This window comes from Microlunatus antarcticus (assembly GCF_014193425.1).
Taxonomy (GTDB): domain Bacteria; phylum Actinomycetota; class Actinomycetes; order Propionibacteriales; family Propionibacteriaceae; genus Microlunatus; species Microlunatus antarcticus.
Map to the genome: position 1 here is coordinate 835,694 of NZ_JACHZG010000001.1, position 14,588 is coordinate 850,281.

Annotated in this window: 13 protein-coding genes; 8 read left to right on the forward strand and 5 right to left on the reverse strand. The window is 76.1% G+C overall.

Going from position 1 to position 14,588, the window contains the following annotated elements:
* Positions 1–51: 51 nt before the first annotated feature.
* Both FHX39_RS03870 and cofD read right to left on the reverse strand, forming a co-directional pair.
* Positions 52–969: a coenzyme F420-0:L-glutamate ligase gene (locus FHX39_RS03870; protein ID WP_183336875.1), complete on the reverse strand. Its 918-nt coding sequence runs from the start codon at positions 967–969 to the stop codon at positions 52–54.
* The gene (gene cofD / locus FHX39_RS03875; protein ID WP_183336876.1) at positions 966–1,958 is read right to left on the reverse strand and encodes a 2-phospho-L-lactate transferase; all 993 of its coding nucleotides are present in this window, start codon (positions 1,956–1,958) and stop codon (positions 966–968) included. The genes FHX39_RS03870 and cofD overlap by 4 nt, the downstream gene beginning before the upstream one ends.
* A gap of 49 nt (positions 1,959–2,007) precedes the next feature.
* Between cofD and FHX39_RS03880 the strand changes: the two genes are divergently transcribed.
* The 4 genes from FHX39_RS03880 to FHX39_RS20935 all read left to right on the forward strand — a co-directional run bounded on the left by FHX39_RS03880 (position 2,008) and on the right by FHX39_RS20935 (position 8,592).
* Complete coding sequence (locus FHX39_RS03880; protein WP_183336877.1) at positions 2,008–2,712, forward strand: hypothetical protein; 705 nt, start codon at positions 2,008–2,010, stop codon at positions 2,710–2,712.
* Positions 2,713–3,021: 309 nt separating this feature from the next.
* Complete coding sequence (locus FHX39_RS03885) at positions 3,022–3,279, forward strand: WhiB family transcriptional regulator (protein WP_198423589.1); 258 nt, start codon at positions 3,022–3,024, stop codon at positions 3,277–3,279.
* A gap of 121 nt (positions 3,280–3,400) precedes the next feature.
* Positions 3,401–6,766: a glycosyltransferase gene (locus FHX39_RS03890; RefSeq protein WP_183336879.1), complete on the forward strand. Its 3,366-nt coding sequence runs from the start codon at positions 3,401–3,403 to the stop codon at positions 6,764–6,766.
* Positions 6,763–8,592: a DUF5719 family protein gene (locus FHX39_RS20935; protein ID WP_183336880.1), complete on the forward strand. Its 1,830-nt coding sequence runs from the start codon at positions 6,763–6,765 to the stop codon at positions 8,590–8,592. Before FHX39_RS03890 ends, FHX39_RS20935 begins: the two co-directional genes overlap by 4 nt.
* Positions 8,593–8,767: 175 nt before the next feature.
* Here FHX39_RS20935 and FHX39_RS03900 read toward each other — a convergent pair whose 3' ends face one another.
* Positions 8,768–9,208, reverse strand: a complete 441-nt coding sequence (locus FHX39_RS03900; protein WP_183336881.1) for a metallopeptidase family protein — start codon at positions 9,206–9,208, stop codon at positions 8,768–8,770.
* A 77-nt stretch (positions 9,209–9,285) separates the two neighbouring features.
* Here FHX39_RS03900 and FHX39_RS03905 point away from each other — a divergent pair, with 77 nt between their 5' ends.
* From FHX39_RS03905 to FHX39_RS03920, 4 genes are all read left to right on the forward strand, one after another.
* Positions 9,286–9,654 (forward strand): DUF3499 domain-containing protein, encoded by a 369-nt coding sequence (locus tag FHX39_RS03905; RefSeq protein ID WP_183336882.1) that lies wholly within the window; start codon positions 9,286–9,288, stop codon positions 9,652–9,654.
* A 27-nt stretch (positions 9,655–9,681) separates the two neighbouring features.
* On the forward strand, positions 9,682–11,046 hold the full coding sequence (gene manB / locus FHX39_RS03910) for a phosphohexomutase domain-containing protein (protein ID WP_183336883.1): 1,365 nt from the start codon (positions 9,682–9,684) through the stop codon (positions 11,044–11,046).
* A gap of 65 nt (positions 11,047–11,111) precedes the next feature.
* Positions 11,112–11,309, forward strand: coding sequence for a Trm112 family protein (locus FHX39_RS03915; RefSeq protein WP_183336884.1), 198 nt, complete (start codon positions 11,112–11,114; stop codon positions 11,307–11,309).
* Between the two features lie 33 nt (positions 11,310–11,342).
* The gene (locus FHX39_RS03920) at positions 11,343–12,368 is read left to right on the forward strand and encodes an SIS domain-containing protein (protein WP_183336885.1); all 1,026 of its coding nucleotides are present in this window, start codon (positions 11,343–11,345) and stop codon (positions 12,366–12,368) included.
* Here FHX39_RS03920 and FHX39_RS03925 read toward each other — a convergent pair.
* Both FHX39_RS03925 and FHX39_RS03930 read right to left on the reverse strand, forming a co-directional pair.
* The gene (locus FHX39_RS03925; protein WP_183336886.1) at positions 12,337–13,416 is read right to left on the reverse strand and encodes a zinc-binding alcohol dehydrogenase family protein; all 1,080 of its coding nucleotides are present in this window, start codon (positions 13,414–13,416) and stop codon (positions 12,337–12,339) included. The genes FHX39_RS03920 and FHX39_RS03925 overlap by 32 nt on opposite strands.
* Positions 13,413–14,516 carry a saccharopine dehydrogenase NADP-binding domain-containing protein gene (locus FHX39_RS03930; protein WP_183336887.1) on the reverse strand — a complete coding sequence of 368 codons (1,104 nt, stop codon included), beginning with the start codon at positions 14,514–14,516 and terminating at the stop codon, positions 13,413–13,415. Before FHX39_RS03930 ends, FHX39_RS03925 begins: the two co-directional genes overlap by 4 nt.
* Between the last annotated feature and the right edge of the window lie 72 nt (positions 14,517–14,588).

Below are 14,588 nucleotides of genomic sequence, written 5' to 3' on the forward strand. Positions count from 1 at the left end.
CGAGGGTGATCCTAGACGGCCGCGCTGTGCGCGGGCCCCGTCACGAATCGATCAGGGCCGGGTCGGGGCCAGGGTCACGCCCAGCAGTCGCTCGACGAACGCGGCGGCGGCGGGCTCCAGGGACGGCGCGCCGGGCCCGGTCAGCAGGGCGGCCGCGCGCTCGTCGGGCGGCAGGTCGAGCAGCGCCTCGTAGCGTCCGGGCTGGTCGACCGCGCCCAGCACCGCCGCCAGGACGGCCTCCTGGGCGCCGTGGCCGAACATGTCCTGCTCCGGCGGACGGGCGAGGTCGCGGGCCGTGCCCTCGTCGTCGCCGACGAGGTGCGCCAGGCCGCGCACCAGGGCGACGGGCCGGCCGGCGAGCTTGGTCTTGACCAGGTCGGCGGCGGCGGCGAGCTCGTCGGCCAGCGCCACGGCGGTCACGTGCAGGTCGTTGCCGTACGCGTCCCGCCGCCCGGCGTAGTCCTCGACCACCCGGACGCCGGCCGCCCCGATCGCCACGTCGGTCTGGCCCATCCGCCAGGCGCGGCCGAGGGTGTCGGACACGACGACGCCGACGCGGGCACCGGTCCGTTCGCGGACCCCGTCCCGCATGGCCGCCGCGCTGGCGTCGGGGTCGACGGGCAGGAGCAGCACCTCGCCCGGCTCGACGTTGGAGTTGTCGACGCCGGCGGCGGCGAGGACGAGGCCGATCCGGTTCCGGACGATGCGGGTCGGGCCACGTCGGGCCAGCGTGTGCACCGCGGCCTCGCGGATGGCGGACTCGCGCTCGGTCGCGGCGACGGCGCGTCCCTCGCTCTTGCTCACGACCTTCGACGTCACGACCAGGATGTCGCCGTCGCGCAGCGGGCCGTCGGTGCCGGCGTCGACGGCCGAGAGCACGGTCGCCACGAGGTCGTCCCCGGCCGCCACCTCGCCGATCCCGGCGAGCCCGACGACGAGCAGCTCGGCCCGGCCCGGGCCCGCGTTCACCGGGGTCCCCGCGACTCCAGCACCTCGTCCACCGCGCTGCGGACGAACGCGGCCGTGGCGTCCGGGGTGCTCATGACCAGGTCGTGCACCAGGGTCGGGAGGCCGTCGGCCGTGAGCGCGGCGGCCGAGCCCGCGTCGCCGGTGTCGACCACCCACGCGTCGAGCACGCCGGACCCCGTACGGGCGCCGTAGTGCCGCCCGACGGCGGCCGCGTCGACGGCGACGCCGATGGTCGGCAGCAGCCGGTGCGCCATGCCGAGCACGGGCGCGCCGTGCAGGATCCCGGAGAACCCGAGGACCGGGGCGGGCGTCGCCCGCACCGCGTCGCGCAGGCCGGGGACGGCGAGGATCGGCCCGATCGAGACCACCGGGTTGCTCGGCCCGACCAGCACCAGGTCGGCGCCCAAGAGGGCCTCCTCGACCCCGGGCGCCGGGCGCGCGGCCTCGATGCCGACCTGCGTGAGCGCGAGGGCCTCGGGGACGGCGTGCAGGCGGACCCAGTACTCCTGGAAATGGACCGAGCGGCGGCCACCCGGCGCCTCGGCGTCCGCGATCTCCACGTACGTCTCGACCGGGTCGTCGGTCATCGGCAGCAGGCGCAGGCCCGGGTCGTGCGCCCACCAGCGGGCGCAGAGCCGCGCCGTGACCTCCGAGAGCGGCACGCCGGCGGCGAGCATCCCGGTCCGGACGAGGTGGGTGCCCAGGTCGCGGTCGCCGAGCCCGAACCAGGTGGGCTCGGCCCCGTATGCCCGCAGCTCCTCGATCGCGCGCCAGCTCTCGTCCAGCCGGCCCCAGCCGCGTTCCGCGTCGCCCCCGCCGCCGAGGGTGTACATCAGCGTGTCCAGGTCGGGGCAGACCCGCATCCCGTGGATGGTGATGTCGTCGGCGGTGTTCCCGACGATCGTCACGGTCGCGTCCGGGTAGGCCCGGCGGACTCCTGCGGTGAACCGGGAACCGCCCACGCCACCGGCGAGCACCACGATCTGCACCGCTCGATCCTTCCACCCGCCCACGAGGCCGCGGCCCTACTGTTCAGGCGTGGACCGACTCAGCCCCCTGCGGGTGCCGCTCGCCGTCGCCGCGCTGGCCGTGCTGACGCTGGTCGCCGCGGCCCGGGTCGTGCTCGGTCTGTCGGAGGTGGTGGGCACCGGCGGCTCGCGCGCGGTGGCCGCGGCCCGGCTCGCGCCCAACGGCAGCGACGCCGCCCTGACGGTCCTGGTCGGGGTGCTCGTCGCCTCGTGCTTCCTCGGCCCCGAGGTCGGCGTCCGTCGCCGTCTCGCCGTCTGGGGCGCCGCTCTGACGGTGCTGTCGGTCGTCGCGACGCTCGTGGCGCTGGGCCTGACGGACGCGGCGGTGGCGGGGTGGAACCTGGTCTGGGGACTGCCCGACCTCGCGGTCCCGGCCCTCGTCGGCGCCGGTCTGCTGGTGCTCGCCCGCCCGCAGCCCGTACCGACGTCGACGGCCGCGCTCGGCACCGCGGACGCTGCCGCGGAGGCGGACGACGGCCCGGTGGAGACCGCGCCGGACCCCGAGCTGCAGCCCTCCTGGACGCACGACGCGGCGGCGGGCGCGGTGTGGCGGACGGCGGGGGAGGCGGCCCGCGGTGCACCCGCGCAGGAGTGGGGCACTGCTGGTGACCTGAGCTGGCCGACGGACCCGTCGACGCCCTCGGCCGCACCGGACGGGACGCGGGCGCTGCCGCCCGGGCGCGACGAGCGGGACGGCTCGCCGAACGCGTCCTGAGGTCCGGGCGACACGCTCTACCCCACGAGGGGTCCAGTCGCGAAACGACCCATCAGTATCTTTTGTCACACCAGTCACAAGCGCCCGCCACGCCGTGCCACCGCATTCTTCCACTGCTCACAGGTATTGACAGGCATGTAATTTCACGTATGTTGTTCCGCAAGCGATCGCCGGTCCGGGGGTCTCCCGGTGCCCAGGCAGCAGGAGCCCCGAGGGGCCGACGACGTTCCTGGTAGTCGGTGCGGCCCGCGAAGCCGCCTGGCGCCGGTCCACAAAGCTCGGGGTCGAAAAGGCGGGGTCGTGAACGAGTTGCTAGCACTGGTCGAGGACGTAGAGATCGACGAGGGCCTCCTCGGATGGCAGGAACGGGCGCTCTGCGCCCAGACCGACCCGGAGGCGTTCTTCCCGGAGAAGGGCGGGTCCACCCGGGAGGCCAAGAAGGTGTGCCTGTCGTGCGACGTCCGCGGGGACTGCCTGGAGTACGCCCTCGAGAACGACGAGCGCTTCGGCATCTGGGGCGGGCTGAGCGAGCGCGAGCGCCGCAAGCTCAAGAAGCGCGCCATCTGACGGCCGCCCGGGCGCGGGGCGTACGGCGTCTCCGCAGGACTTGGGTCCCGGGGTGCCGGTCCACGTAGAGTGACGTGTCGCCCGAGCGGGTGACCACGTCACCCGTAGGAGAGTCGTCCCCATGCCCGAGCGCGTACGTCGCGTGCCCTCGGGCTCGCGGGGCCGGGCCGGGGTCTCGGAGGCCGGCTGGTCTGACCTCCCGCCCGCCGCCGCCGAGGGTGTCGACGACAACCCCTGGGCCTGGGCCGCGGCTGAGCCCGTCGAGGGGGAGCGGCTCGACGTCTCCCGCTTCGACGTCACCGCCGTCCTCGTCTGCTTCGACGCGGCGCGCTGGCTGCCCGCCACCCTCGAGGGGCTGAGCGCGCTCGACGTGCGTCCCGACCGCCTCGTCGCCATCAACAACGGCAGCACCGACAGCACGGACGCCCTGCTCGAGCGGGCGCGCGCGGAAGGGCTGCTCGACGCCGTCTACACCGGCAAGAAGTCGTACGGCTTCGGCCAGGCCGTGGCCTCGGCGCTGCGCCAGGACCGCGCGGTGCGGACGGGGTCGACCGAGACCGGCGCGACGGGCCTGCTGGACACGGGGCTGACCGGCACCGGGGACCTCGCCGACCACCCGGGCTGGTCGCGCGACCGCCGGTGGCTGTGGCTCCTGCACGACGACGCCGTCCCTGCGCCCGACGCGCTCTACCGCCTGCTCGCCCACGTGGCGCTCGAGCGGGACATCGACATCACCGGCCCCAAGCTCCTGCTGCCGCGTCGCCGTCAGAGCAGCCACCAGCTCAGCGAGGTCGGCGTCACGATCTCCGCCACCGGGCGCCGTGAGCTGCTGCTGGACCGCGGCGAGATCGACCAGGGCCAGCGCGACCAGCCGGCCGAACGCCTGGGCGTCTCCACCTGCGGGATGCTCGTGCGGACGTCGGTGTGGCGCGACCTCGACGGGCTCGACCCCGCGGTGCCCGTGTTCCGTGACGGCGTGGAGCTGGGCTGGCGCGCCCACCTCAACGGCTACCGCGTCGTGACGACCCCCGACGCCGAGATGACCCACCGCCAGGTCGGCCGGGCGGGGCTGCGTCCGCGCGGGCTGACCGGGCGCCACCCCGGTGCGCTCGACCGGCTGCTCGGCATGACCGTCGTCGCCGGCCACGCCCCGACGCGGTCGCTGCCGCTGGTCTGGCTCCGGCTCGTGCTCAGCTGCCTGGTGCTCGCGCTGGCCTACCTGCTCGGTAAGGCCCCGGGCCGCTCGCGTGACGAGCTGGCCGCGGTCTGGTCCTTCGTGATGCACCCCAACCGCTTGCGCTCCCTGCGCAGCCGGACGGCCTCCATCGACCCCGCGCCCGGCACCGCCGAGGTGGTCCGGTCGCTGCGCCCGCCGTGGTGGTCGAGCCTGCGGGTCCTCGGCGAGATGCTCAGCGGCGCCCTGTCCGAGCGCTACGCGTCGGTCGCGGGCGAGGTCGACAGCGCCTCCCTCGACGAGCTGACCGCCGACGAGTTCAGCTCCGTCGCCGACGAGACCCCCCGCCACCCCTGGTTGCGCCCGGGGGCCGTGCTGTTCGTGGTCGCGGTGCTCGGGTCGTTCGTCGCCGGGCGTGGGCTGCTGGGGACCGGCTCGCTCGCGGCGCCCGCGCTGCTGCCCGCGTACGACTCGCTCGCCGACCTCTGGTCCGCCGTCTGGCACCCGATCCCCGGGGCGCCGGGGGAGACCTCGCCGCCCTGGCTGGCCGTGACCGCCCTCGGCTCCACCCTGGCGCTCGGCCAGCCCGAGTGGTTCACCACGTTGCTGGTCTGCGGCGTCGTGCCGCTGGCGCTGCTCGCCGTGTACCCGATCGCCGCCCGTCTCGTGGTCGACCGACGCGTGCGGCTGTGGTTCGCCGGCACGTACGCGCTGCTGCCCGTGCTCCTGGCCGGGACCAACCAGGGCCGGCTCGCCGTCAGCGTCTTCGCGGTCGGGCTCCCGCTGCTGGCCCTCGGCGTCCGCAGCCTGGTGCTGCGCCGGGTGCGTTCCTTCGAGGCGTGGCGCGGCGGCTGGGGCGCGGGTGTCGTGCTCGTCGTGCTGTCGGCCTTCCAGCCCGCGGTGATGATCCTCGCCGTCGTCCTGGGCGTCCTCGGGGCCGTCGCCCTGCGGCGCACCCCCCGCAAGATCGGCCGCATCGGCATCGCGGTCGGACTGCCGCTGGTGGTCTGGCTGCCGTGGTGGCCCACGCTGATCATCGCGCCCGGGCGGCTGCTGGTGGGGCCCGACGCTGCGCTCGACGCGGCCGGTTCCGCACCGGACGAGCTTGGCTTCCTGATCGGGCGCGGGCTCGGTCCGGGGCTGCCGCCGCTGTGGCTCGGTGCGGTCGTGCTCGGCACGGTCTGGGTCCTCGCGCTCTTCGGGCTGCTGCGGCGTCCCGCCCACCGCGTCGTCATCGCCGCCTGGGTGACCGCCTCCGCGAGCCTGATGCTCGCCGTCCTCTCGTCGCGCCTCGTCGTCGACGTGCCGCCGCTCGGCACCCAGGTCAGGCCCTGGGTCGGTGCGCTGCTGCTCGTGACGTTCGCCGCGCTGCTGGTCGCGGGAGCGGTGGGCGCGGACGGCGTGACCGGCGAGGTCGCCGGCCGCAGCTTCAGCTGGGTGCAGCCCGCCGCGGTGCTGGCCGGGGTCGCGGTGACCCTGGTGGCCGTCGGCGGCGGGGTCTGGTGGCTCTGGGCCGGTGCCCGGGGACCGGTGGAACGCAGCCCCGACGACCTGCTCCCCACGTACGTGAGCGTCGCCATGCGGTCCGACGCGCAGCCGCGCGTGCTGGCGCTGGACCTGAGCGGCGGCGGCGTGGGCTACAGCGTCCTCAGCGGCCGGCAGGGCGCCGCCCGCCAGGGTGACGCCGACCGCGGCTACGCCTTCGGCGGGTCGAGCACGGCCCGCGACGACGTCGCCGATGCTGTCTCCCGCCTGTCGGCCGGCTCGGCCGACGCCGACGTGACCCAGCGGCTCCGCCGGCTCGGCGTCGGGTACGTGGTCGTCCGCGGCGCCGACGACGAGGAACGGGCCCGGATCGGGAACACCCCGGGCCTCGGCCCGGCCAGCGGGAACGGCGCCGCCGTGGTCTGGCAGCTCGACCCGGCCGTGGCCCGCGCCTCCGTGGTGCCCGCCGACCCGGCGTCGACCGACCCGGTCGTCCCGGTCACGCGGGCGCCCGCCGCCGTGCCGCCCGGCTCCGGCGAACGGCACCTGCTGATCGGCGAGGCCGCCGACCCGCGGTGGCACGCCACGCTCGGCGGGACCCGGCTGGCGCGCGTCGTCGACGGCTGGCAGGAGGGCTTCGTGCTGCCGGCCACCGGGGGCACCGTGGTCTGGTCCCTGCGCAGCCCGGCCTCGTGGTTCCTGCCCTTCCAGGGGCTCGCGCTGCTGGTCGCCCTGGTCTTCGCTGCCCCCGGCATCCGCCGGTCCGACGTCCGTGACCCCGTCCTCTCCGCGCGCCGCGCGGCCACCCTGTCGGAGGTGGGCTCGTGACCAGCCCCGTACGCCGTGCCCTCGCGATCGTCGCCGTGCTCGTCGTGCTCGGCCTGGTCGTCGCCGCGGCCACCCTGATCCGTCCGCAGCAGCCGGACGCGCGCCAGGTCGGCACCGCCGTCGCGGGCCAGACCGACGCGATCTGCACCGTCGGCACCGTCGGGTCGGGGGCGAGCGCCTCACCGTCGGCGAGCGCCGCACCCACCGCGACGACGCTGCCCTCGACCACCGTGCCGAGCACGGTGCCCACCCCTGCGCCGACGGACGTCCCCACGGTGACGCCCGGTGCGGTCCCGACGACCACACCGGGTGCGGTGCCCACCCTGACGCCCGGCGCGGCGAGCACGACGCCGGCCCAGGCCCCGGCCGCACCCGGCGGCACCGCGAGCCCGAGCGTCACGGCGTCGGCCTCGCCGAGCACCTCGGCCGTCCCCACCCTCACCCCCGGGGCCGGCACCCCGTCCGCGACGCCGAGCACGGGCGTCCCCGTCCCCGAGGCGACCCCGAGCACCGCGCCCACCCTCGTCCCGCTGCCCAGCGCGACGGCGAAGGCCGTGACCGGCAGCGTGGTCGCCGTCGCGTCCGGTCCGACGGACACCGGCACCGACGACCCGACCGGGCGCCTGACGCTCGGGCTGCTCGGGCAGGACCAGAGCGGCGCGACGGTCGACCGGCAGGGCCGCGGTGCGACGCTCGCCGGCGCGGCCGCGCCCGTGCTGCTGCAGGCCGGCGGCACGATCGCCACCACCGCGGTCGGCGCGGTGCTGAGCCGCTCCGACGACGGGCCCGAGGCCGGGCTCGAGGCGGCGCCCTGCCTGGTGCCCTCCACCTCCGCGTGGCTCCCGGGCATCGCCTCCGGGGCGTCGGACCGCACCGAGCTGGTGCTGAGCAACCCCGACGACACCGAGGCGACCGTCGACCTCGCCTTCTACGGCCGCAACGGTCGGGTGGCCGTCCCCGGCAGCGCCGGCAGCGACGTCCCGGCCCGGTCGAGCCGGTCCGTCTCGCTGTCCGGGCTGATCGACGCCGAGGGCCCGCTCACCGTCTCCGTGCAGGCCACCTCGGGGCGGGTTGCGGCGGCCGCCCGACGCATTCGCACCGCCGGCGACGCGCCGGCCGGCGCGGACTGGGTCGTCCCCGCGGCCGCACCGGCCACCCAGGTCGTGGTCCCGGCCGTCCCGGGGGACCAAGGCAGCCGCGAGCTGGTCGTGACCAACCCCGGCGAGCTGCGCACGACCGTGACCGTCTCCGTCCTGGGGCTGCAGGGTCCGTTCGCGCCCGTCGGGGCCGAGACCCTCGAGCTGGGGCCGCAGAGCTCCGGAACGCTGGCACTGGCCGACGGTCTCGCCGGCACCGGCTCCGGGGTGGCGCTGACCAGCGAGCAGCCCGTCACCGCCGCCGTGGTGTCGACCAGCGCGCGCGACGAGGCCCAGGCCGACATCGCCGTGCAGCCGGCGACGCCCGCCCTCGTCCGGACCGGCGTCAGCGCGGTCGCCACGACCCGCGACGTCGACGCCGAGCTCGTCCTCTCCAACGCTGCGACGACCGACGTGAGCGTGCACTTCTCCGTCCGCAGCTTTGCCGGGGTCGAGCTGCGCGGCGGCGACGTCCTCCTCGCCGCGGGCGGCAGCGCCACGCGCCGCCTCACCTCGCCGGCCCCGTCGTACGTGGTGGTCGACGTCCCCGAGGGCTCGTCCGTCACCGGGGGCGTGGACCTGGCCGACACCGACGGCGACGTCGCCGGCCTGGCCTCGGTCCCACTGGTATCCCCGGACACCTCCGGCCCGCCGCCGGTCGTCGAGCAGGACCCGGCCGCCGGCCGCTGACCTCGTCGTCCGACCTCGTCAGTGCGCCCTCGTCCCCTGGCACCCCGGGGGAAGTCCTGCTGACCACGAGAAACTGGCGCTCACCGCAGCAGATCTGCCGTGCGCAGCGGTGGTTTTTCACGTGAACGTGAAAAACCTGAGGTTCCTGTGGCCCGCGGGACGGTGCGCGACAGGGTCAGTCGTCGTCGAAGCCGGCGCCGTCGGGGTCGATCTCCTCGACGCTGCGGCCGGTCAGGGCGCTGAGCTGCTCGACCACCGTGCGGTAGACGAGGATCCGGAGCCCCTCGCGGCTGGCCGCCCGGTGCTCCAGCGGGCGGCGGTAGAGCACGACCTGAGCGGGCCGGGCCGCGCTCGCCTCCACCGCCGAGGCCAGCGGCACGCGGCCCCCGGCCCACGCCGGGTCGAAGTTCGGGACGTCCTCGACCCCGACGCTCAGACCGACCAGCGCCTCGGGGCACTGGCGCGACACGCGCTGGACCGCGGCGCCCACGCAGTCGTCGAAGAACGCGACCCGCGTCGCCGGCCGCAGCGGTGCCGCCCGGCGGACGCCGAGCTCGTTCGGCAGCACGAGCGGGCCGCGCAGCCCGCGCCCGTGGCGATCGCGGCGGCTCGACATGGCCCTCAGGCTAGTGCCGCACCGGCCAGTGGCGCGCCGCCGTCACCCCGCTCACGCGGAGCGGTAGCGTCGCGCCAATGGGGATGCGTCGGTGCTCACGAGCGGGGTGCCCCGCCCGGGCGGTGGCGACCCTGACCTACGTCTACTCCGACTCGCAGGCCGTGCTCGGCCCGCTGGCCTCCCGGGCCGAGCCGCACGGCTACGACCTGTGCGAGACCCACGCCCACTCCCTCTCGGTCCCGCGCGGGTGGGAGGTCCTCCGGCTGGCCAGCGGTGACCCGGTCGGGCCGGACGAGGACGACCTCCTCGCGCTGGCCGACGCGGTGCGCGAGGTCGGGCTGTCGTACGACGCCCCCACGCCGGTCGAGGCGCCCGTCTCGCGGCCCAACATCGTCGAGCTGCGTCGCCGAGGTCACCTCACCGTCCTGGCCGATCCTGACGCCTGAGGCTGATCGACCTCTAGGATCAGCCGCGTGCTGAACCCGTTCATCTTCAAGGCCAACGACATCCGCGGCGTCACCGAGGGCTCCGAGCCCGAGTGGGACGAGGCCGGCGCGTACGCGCTGGGCAGCGCGTTCGTCGAGGTCTTCGGCCTCGCCGGCGGCTCGGTCGTCCTGGGCCGTGACATGCGGCTCTCGGGCCCGCGCATGTCCGCCGCCTTCGTCGAGGCCGTGCTGGACGCCGGCGCGGACGTCGTCGACGTGGGTCTGGCCAGCACCGACGAGCTCTGGTTCGCGTCGGGCCACCTCGGCCTGCCGGGCGTGATGTTCACGGCGAGCCACAACCCCGGCAAGTACAACGGCATCAAGTTCTGCCACCCGGGCGCGCGGCCCATCGCCCCCGAGGAGCTCGTCACGATCGCCGAGCTGGCGCAGGCCGGCCGGGGGGCCGCGAAGGCCGAGACCCGCGGGACCCGCTCCGAGAACGACGTGCTGGGCGCGTACGCGGCGCACCTGCACGGGCTGGTCGACCTCACGGGGATCCGCCCGCTGAAGGTCGTCGCCGACGCCGGGAACGGGATGGCCGGGCACACGCTGCCGGCCGTGTTCCCGGGCGGGGCCGACGGGCCGCCGGTCGAGATCATCGGCCTCTACACCGATCCGGACGGGAACTTCCCCAACCACCCGGCCAACCCGCTCGAGCCGCAGAACCTCGTCGACGCCCAGGCCACCGTGCGCGAGCGCGGCGCCGACCTCGCCCTCGTCTTCGACGGCGACGCCGACCGCTGCTTCATCATCGACGAGCGGGGCGAGGTGGTCAGCCCGTCGACCGTCACCGCCCTGATCGCCAGCCAGGAGCTCGGCCGCCACCCCGGCTCGACCGTCGTGGTCAACAACATCACCTCCCGCTCGGTCGCCGAGGTCGTCGCCGAGAACGGCGGCACGACGGTCGTGACGAAGGTCGGCCACACGTTCGTCAAGGCCGCCATGGCCGAGCACGACGCCGTCTTCGGCGGCGAGCACTCGGCGCACTACTACTTCCGCGAGTTCTGGGGCGCCGACACCGGCATGCTCGCCGCGCTGCACGTCCTGGCCGTCGCCGGGCGCAGCACGTCGCCGCTGTCCGCTCTCGTCACCGACTTCACCCGCTACGCCGCGTCGGGCGAGATCAACTCGACCGTCGACGACCCGGGCACGATCATCGAGGCCGTGGCGGCCGCGTTCGCGGGCCGCGGCGAGGCCGACCGGCTCGACGGGCTGATGGTGAACGGGCCGGACTGGTGGGTGAACGTACGCCGCTCCAACACCGAGCCGCTGCTGCGCCTCAACGTCGAGGCCCGCACCGAGGAGCAGATGGCCGCGCTGCGCGACGAGGCGCTGGCGATCATCCGCGGCTGACGCCTGCACGCGCACTAGGATCGGCCGTCGTCGGGCTGTCGGCCCGCGGGACCTGAGGAGACGTCATGGCGGTCGAGCTCGCCCCCGAGCTGCTGGAGATCCTGGCGTGCCCGAACTGCCACGGCCCTCTCGCCGTCGACCACGAGCGCGACGAGCTCGTGTGCCAGACGCCCGACTGCGGGCTGGCCTACCCGGTGCGCGACCAGATCCCGGTGCTGCTGATCGACGAGGCCCGTCGCCCCGGTGCCGGCGACGAGGCGTGAGCCCCGTGACCTCCCGGCGACGGTGACTGTGCGATGACCGTGTTCGACGACGCCGCGCTCGACGACCCCGCCGCGCTGGCCGGGGCCGACCCGATCCTGCGCCGGCTGGCCGGGGCCGGCTCGCGCGTACGCCGGGAGACCGCCGACGCGGACGACCCGCTCGACCAGCTGCTCGGGCAGCCGCGGCCGCGGGCGGTCATCGCCGCGGGCAGCGAGGCGCGCTTCATCCGCGCGATCCTCGAGCCGGTCTGCCCGGTGCCGTTCGTCGCCTGGCCCCGCCACGGGCTGCCCGGCTGGGTGGGGGCCCTCGACCTCGTGGTCGTCATGGCCAGCGACGTCGCACCGCCGTCGGTCGTCGCCACCGTCCACGAGGCCGTACGTCGCGGCGCGCTGCTGCTGATCGCGTGCCCGGCCGCCTCCGTCGTGGCCGACCACGCCGGCGGGTCCTCGACGATCCTGCTGCCCACCGCCACCGGGGACCCGTTGGCCGCCGCCGTCGTGGCGCTGTCCGCGCTGCACCGCATGGACCTCGGACCGGCCGTGGTCCCCGACGGCGTCGCCGACACCATGGACGAGGTCGCCCGCGACTGCTCTCCGATGGCCGACGTCACCGAGAACCCGGCCAAGGACCTCGCGCTCTGCCTGGCCGACGCGCAGCCGCTCGTCTGGGGTGGTTCCGTGCTCGCCGCCCGGGCCAGCCGGCGCGTGGCCGAGGCGCTGCGGGCGGCGACCGGCCGGGCCGCGCTGGCCGCGGACGCCGACGAGCTGCTGCCGATCATCGAGGCCACGACGTCGCGTGACCCCTTCGCCGACCCGTTCACCGACGGAGCCGCTGCGGACCGCCGCCCCTGCCTCGTCCTGCTCGACGACGGCAACAACGACCCGATGATCCGGGCCGACCACGGACGCCTCGTCGCCGCCGCGGAACGCGCCGACATCCGGGTGTCCGTGGTGCAGCACCGCCGCGGCAGCGACGTCGACCGCTACGCCGCGCTGCTGCAGACCGGGATGTTCGCCTCGGTCTACCTCAGCGTGGGTCTGGGTCGCGCCGCAGCCTGACGACGAGCTTGCGGGCGGCGACGCCGCCACGCAGCCGCTCCAGGCCCGCCGGGATCGACGCCAGGTCCTCGCCGACCACCTCCGCCGGGGGCGAGGGTCGGTAGCGGCCGTGGGCGAGCGCGACCGGCAGGACGTCGCGGAACATCGCCGGGCCGACCGCGGACCGCGCCGGCGACCCGCCCCAGATCGCCGAGACCCGGACGCCGTACGGCCGCGCGAGCTGCCGGCGTACGGCGGTGACCGGGCTGGGGTAGGCCGAGGCCACGCGACGGGTGCCCTGCGTTCGCCGGGCGACCCGGATCGTCCGGGACAGCGAACCCGCCCCGATCGCCACGGTCCCCGCGAGGGTGTGCCCCTCGAGGGCGGCCACGACCTCGTCCACCGCGGAACGTCCCCGGTAGTCGACCACCGCCGACGCGCCGAGGCCGAGCACCAGCGCGGCGCTGCGCGGGGACGCCGTGGCCACGACGCGGTAGCCGGCGGCCCGGGCCAGCTGGACGGCGTTGTTGCCCACGCTGGTCGCCGCGCCCCAGACCAGCACCGTCTCGTCCCGCTCGTCGCCCGCTTTGACGGGCGTGCCGACGGGAAGCGGCAGGCCGAGCTGGTCGGGCTCGAAGAGGCCCGCGGCAGCGGTGGTCAGGGCCAGCGGCAGCACGACCGCGTCGGTCAGGGCCACCTCGTCGGGGACGTGGGCCGTGAGGTCGGCAGCGAGGACGACGACGTGCTGGAACGCCCCGTGCGCCGGGTCGTTCCGGAACCTCTCCTGCCCGCTCGCGAAGCCGACGACGCGGTCCCCGATCCGGAACCGGGAGACGCCCTCGCCGACCGCGACCACGGTGCCGGCCACGTCCGTGCCGAGCACGGTGGGGAGGCGGAGCCAGGGGTAGACGAAGCGGCGGGCGACCCCCGGCATCGCGTCGACCGGGTTCAGCGCGACGGCGTGGGCCTCGACGACGAGCTCGCCGGGCCTGGGCGTCGGGGTGGGCGCCGGCCCGACGCGGAACGTCCCGCGCCGGTCGACCCAGAGGGCCTGGTGGGTGGCGGTCATGCCGCGGCTCCGATCCGGGTGTAGGTGCCGCCGACGGCGGTCGCCAGGCCGGCGCCGAAGAGGGCGGCGGGGGTGAAGGCGCCGGGGCGGCCGTCGCCGCGGAGCAGCCGGCGCGCGACCTCGGTCACGAGGGCGTCGGTCGTCTCCTGGGCCTCGCCGAGTCCCAGCCAACCCTCCGAGGTCGTGCCGTCGTCCCACGTCACGACCGCGTGGCCCCACGAGTGCGTACGGGGGGCCGGCCGGGCCGGGAACGTGACGGCCGCGAGCCGGCGGGCGGCGAACCGCCGGAGCGGACCGACGGCCAGCAGGGTCGACGCCGCCGGCAGCACGAGCCGCGCCAGCTGGGAGTGCGGCACCTCGCTCGAGGCCGACTCCACGTCCGGCGCCCCGCTGGCCCGCTGCGCCGCGACCAGCTCGCCCAGCGGCATCAGCCCGGCGCTGACGTGGTCGCCGTCCGGGGTGACGAGCGGGTGGACGCCGCCGCCGAGGGGGGCCGGGGTCAGCCGGCCGTCCGCGAACCGTCGGCCCTGGAAGCGGCCTCCGCCGGAGACCCCGGGCAGCCCCTCCATGAGGGTGCCGGCCAGGGCCTCGCCGAGCGGGCCCGACTGCAGGGCGAGCGAGGGCACCATGTCCGTCCGGACCCGGACGGCGCGCCGGCCCGCGTCGCGACCCTCCGCGCACAGCCAGGCGACGACGCTCTCGGTCGCCGCCACGCCGAAGCCCGCGCCGGTCACGAGCGTCCGGCCCGCCCGTACGGCGTCCTCCCCGCGGGCGAGGAGCGCCGGGACGGCGGCCAGGTCGTTGGCGAGGTCGACGTAGTCGCTGCCCGCGGCCAGGCAGGCGTCGACGACCGGCGTCATGGTGCGGGTGAACGGTCCGACGGTGCTCACCACGACCGTGGGCCGGGCCTCGCGGATCCCGGCGGTCGCCGCGTCCAGGGTCGGGGCGACGTACGTGCGGTGGCCGCGCGCCGCGGCGGCCTCGCGCAGCCGACCCGCGTCGCGACCCACGAGGACGGGGGAGTCACCTCCGTCCGCGAGGCGGTCCGCGACGCCGCGTCCCACCCGCCCGGTGCCACCCAGGACCCAGATCTCCGTCATGTCGCTCCTTCTCGGTGATGACACGAGGTGTCATCTCCTTCCGAGTATGGCACGTCGTGTCATCGCTTACGA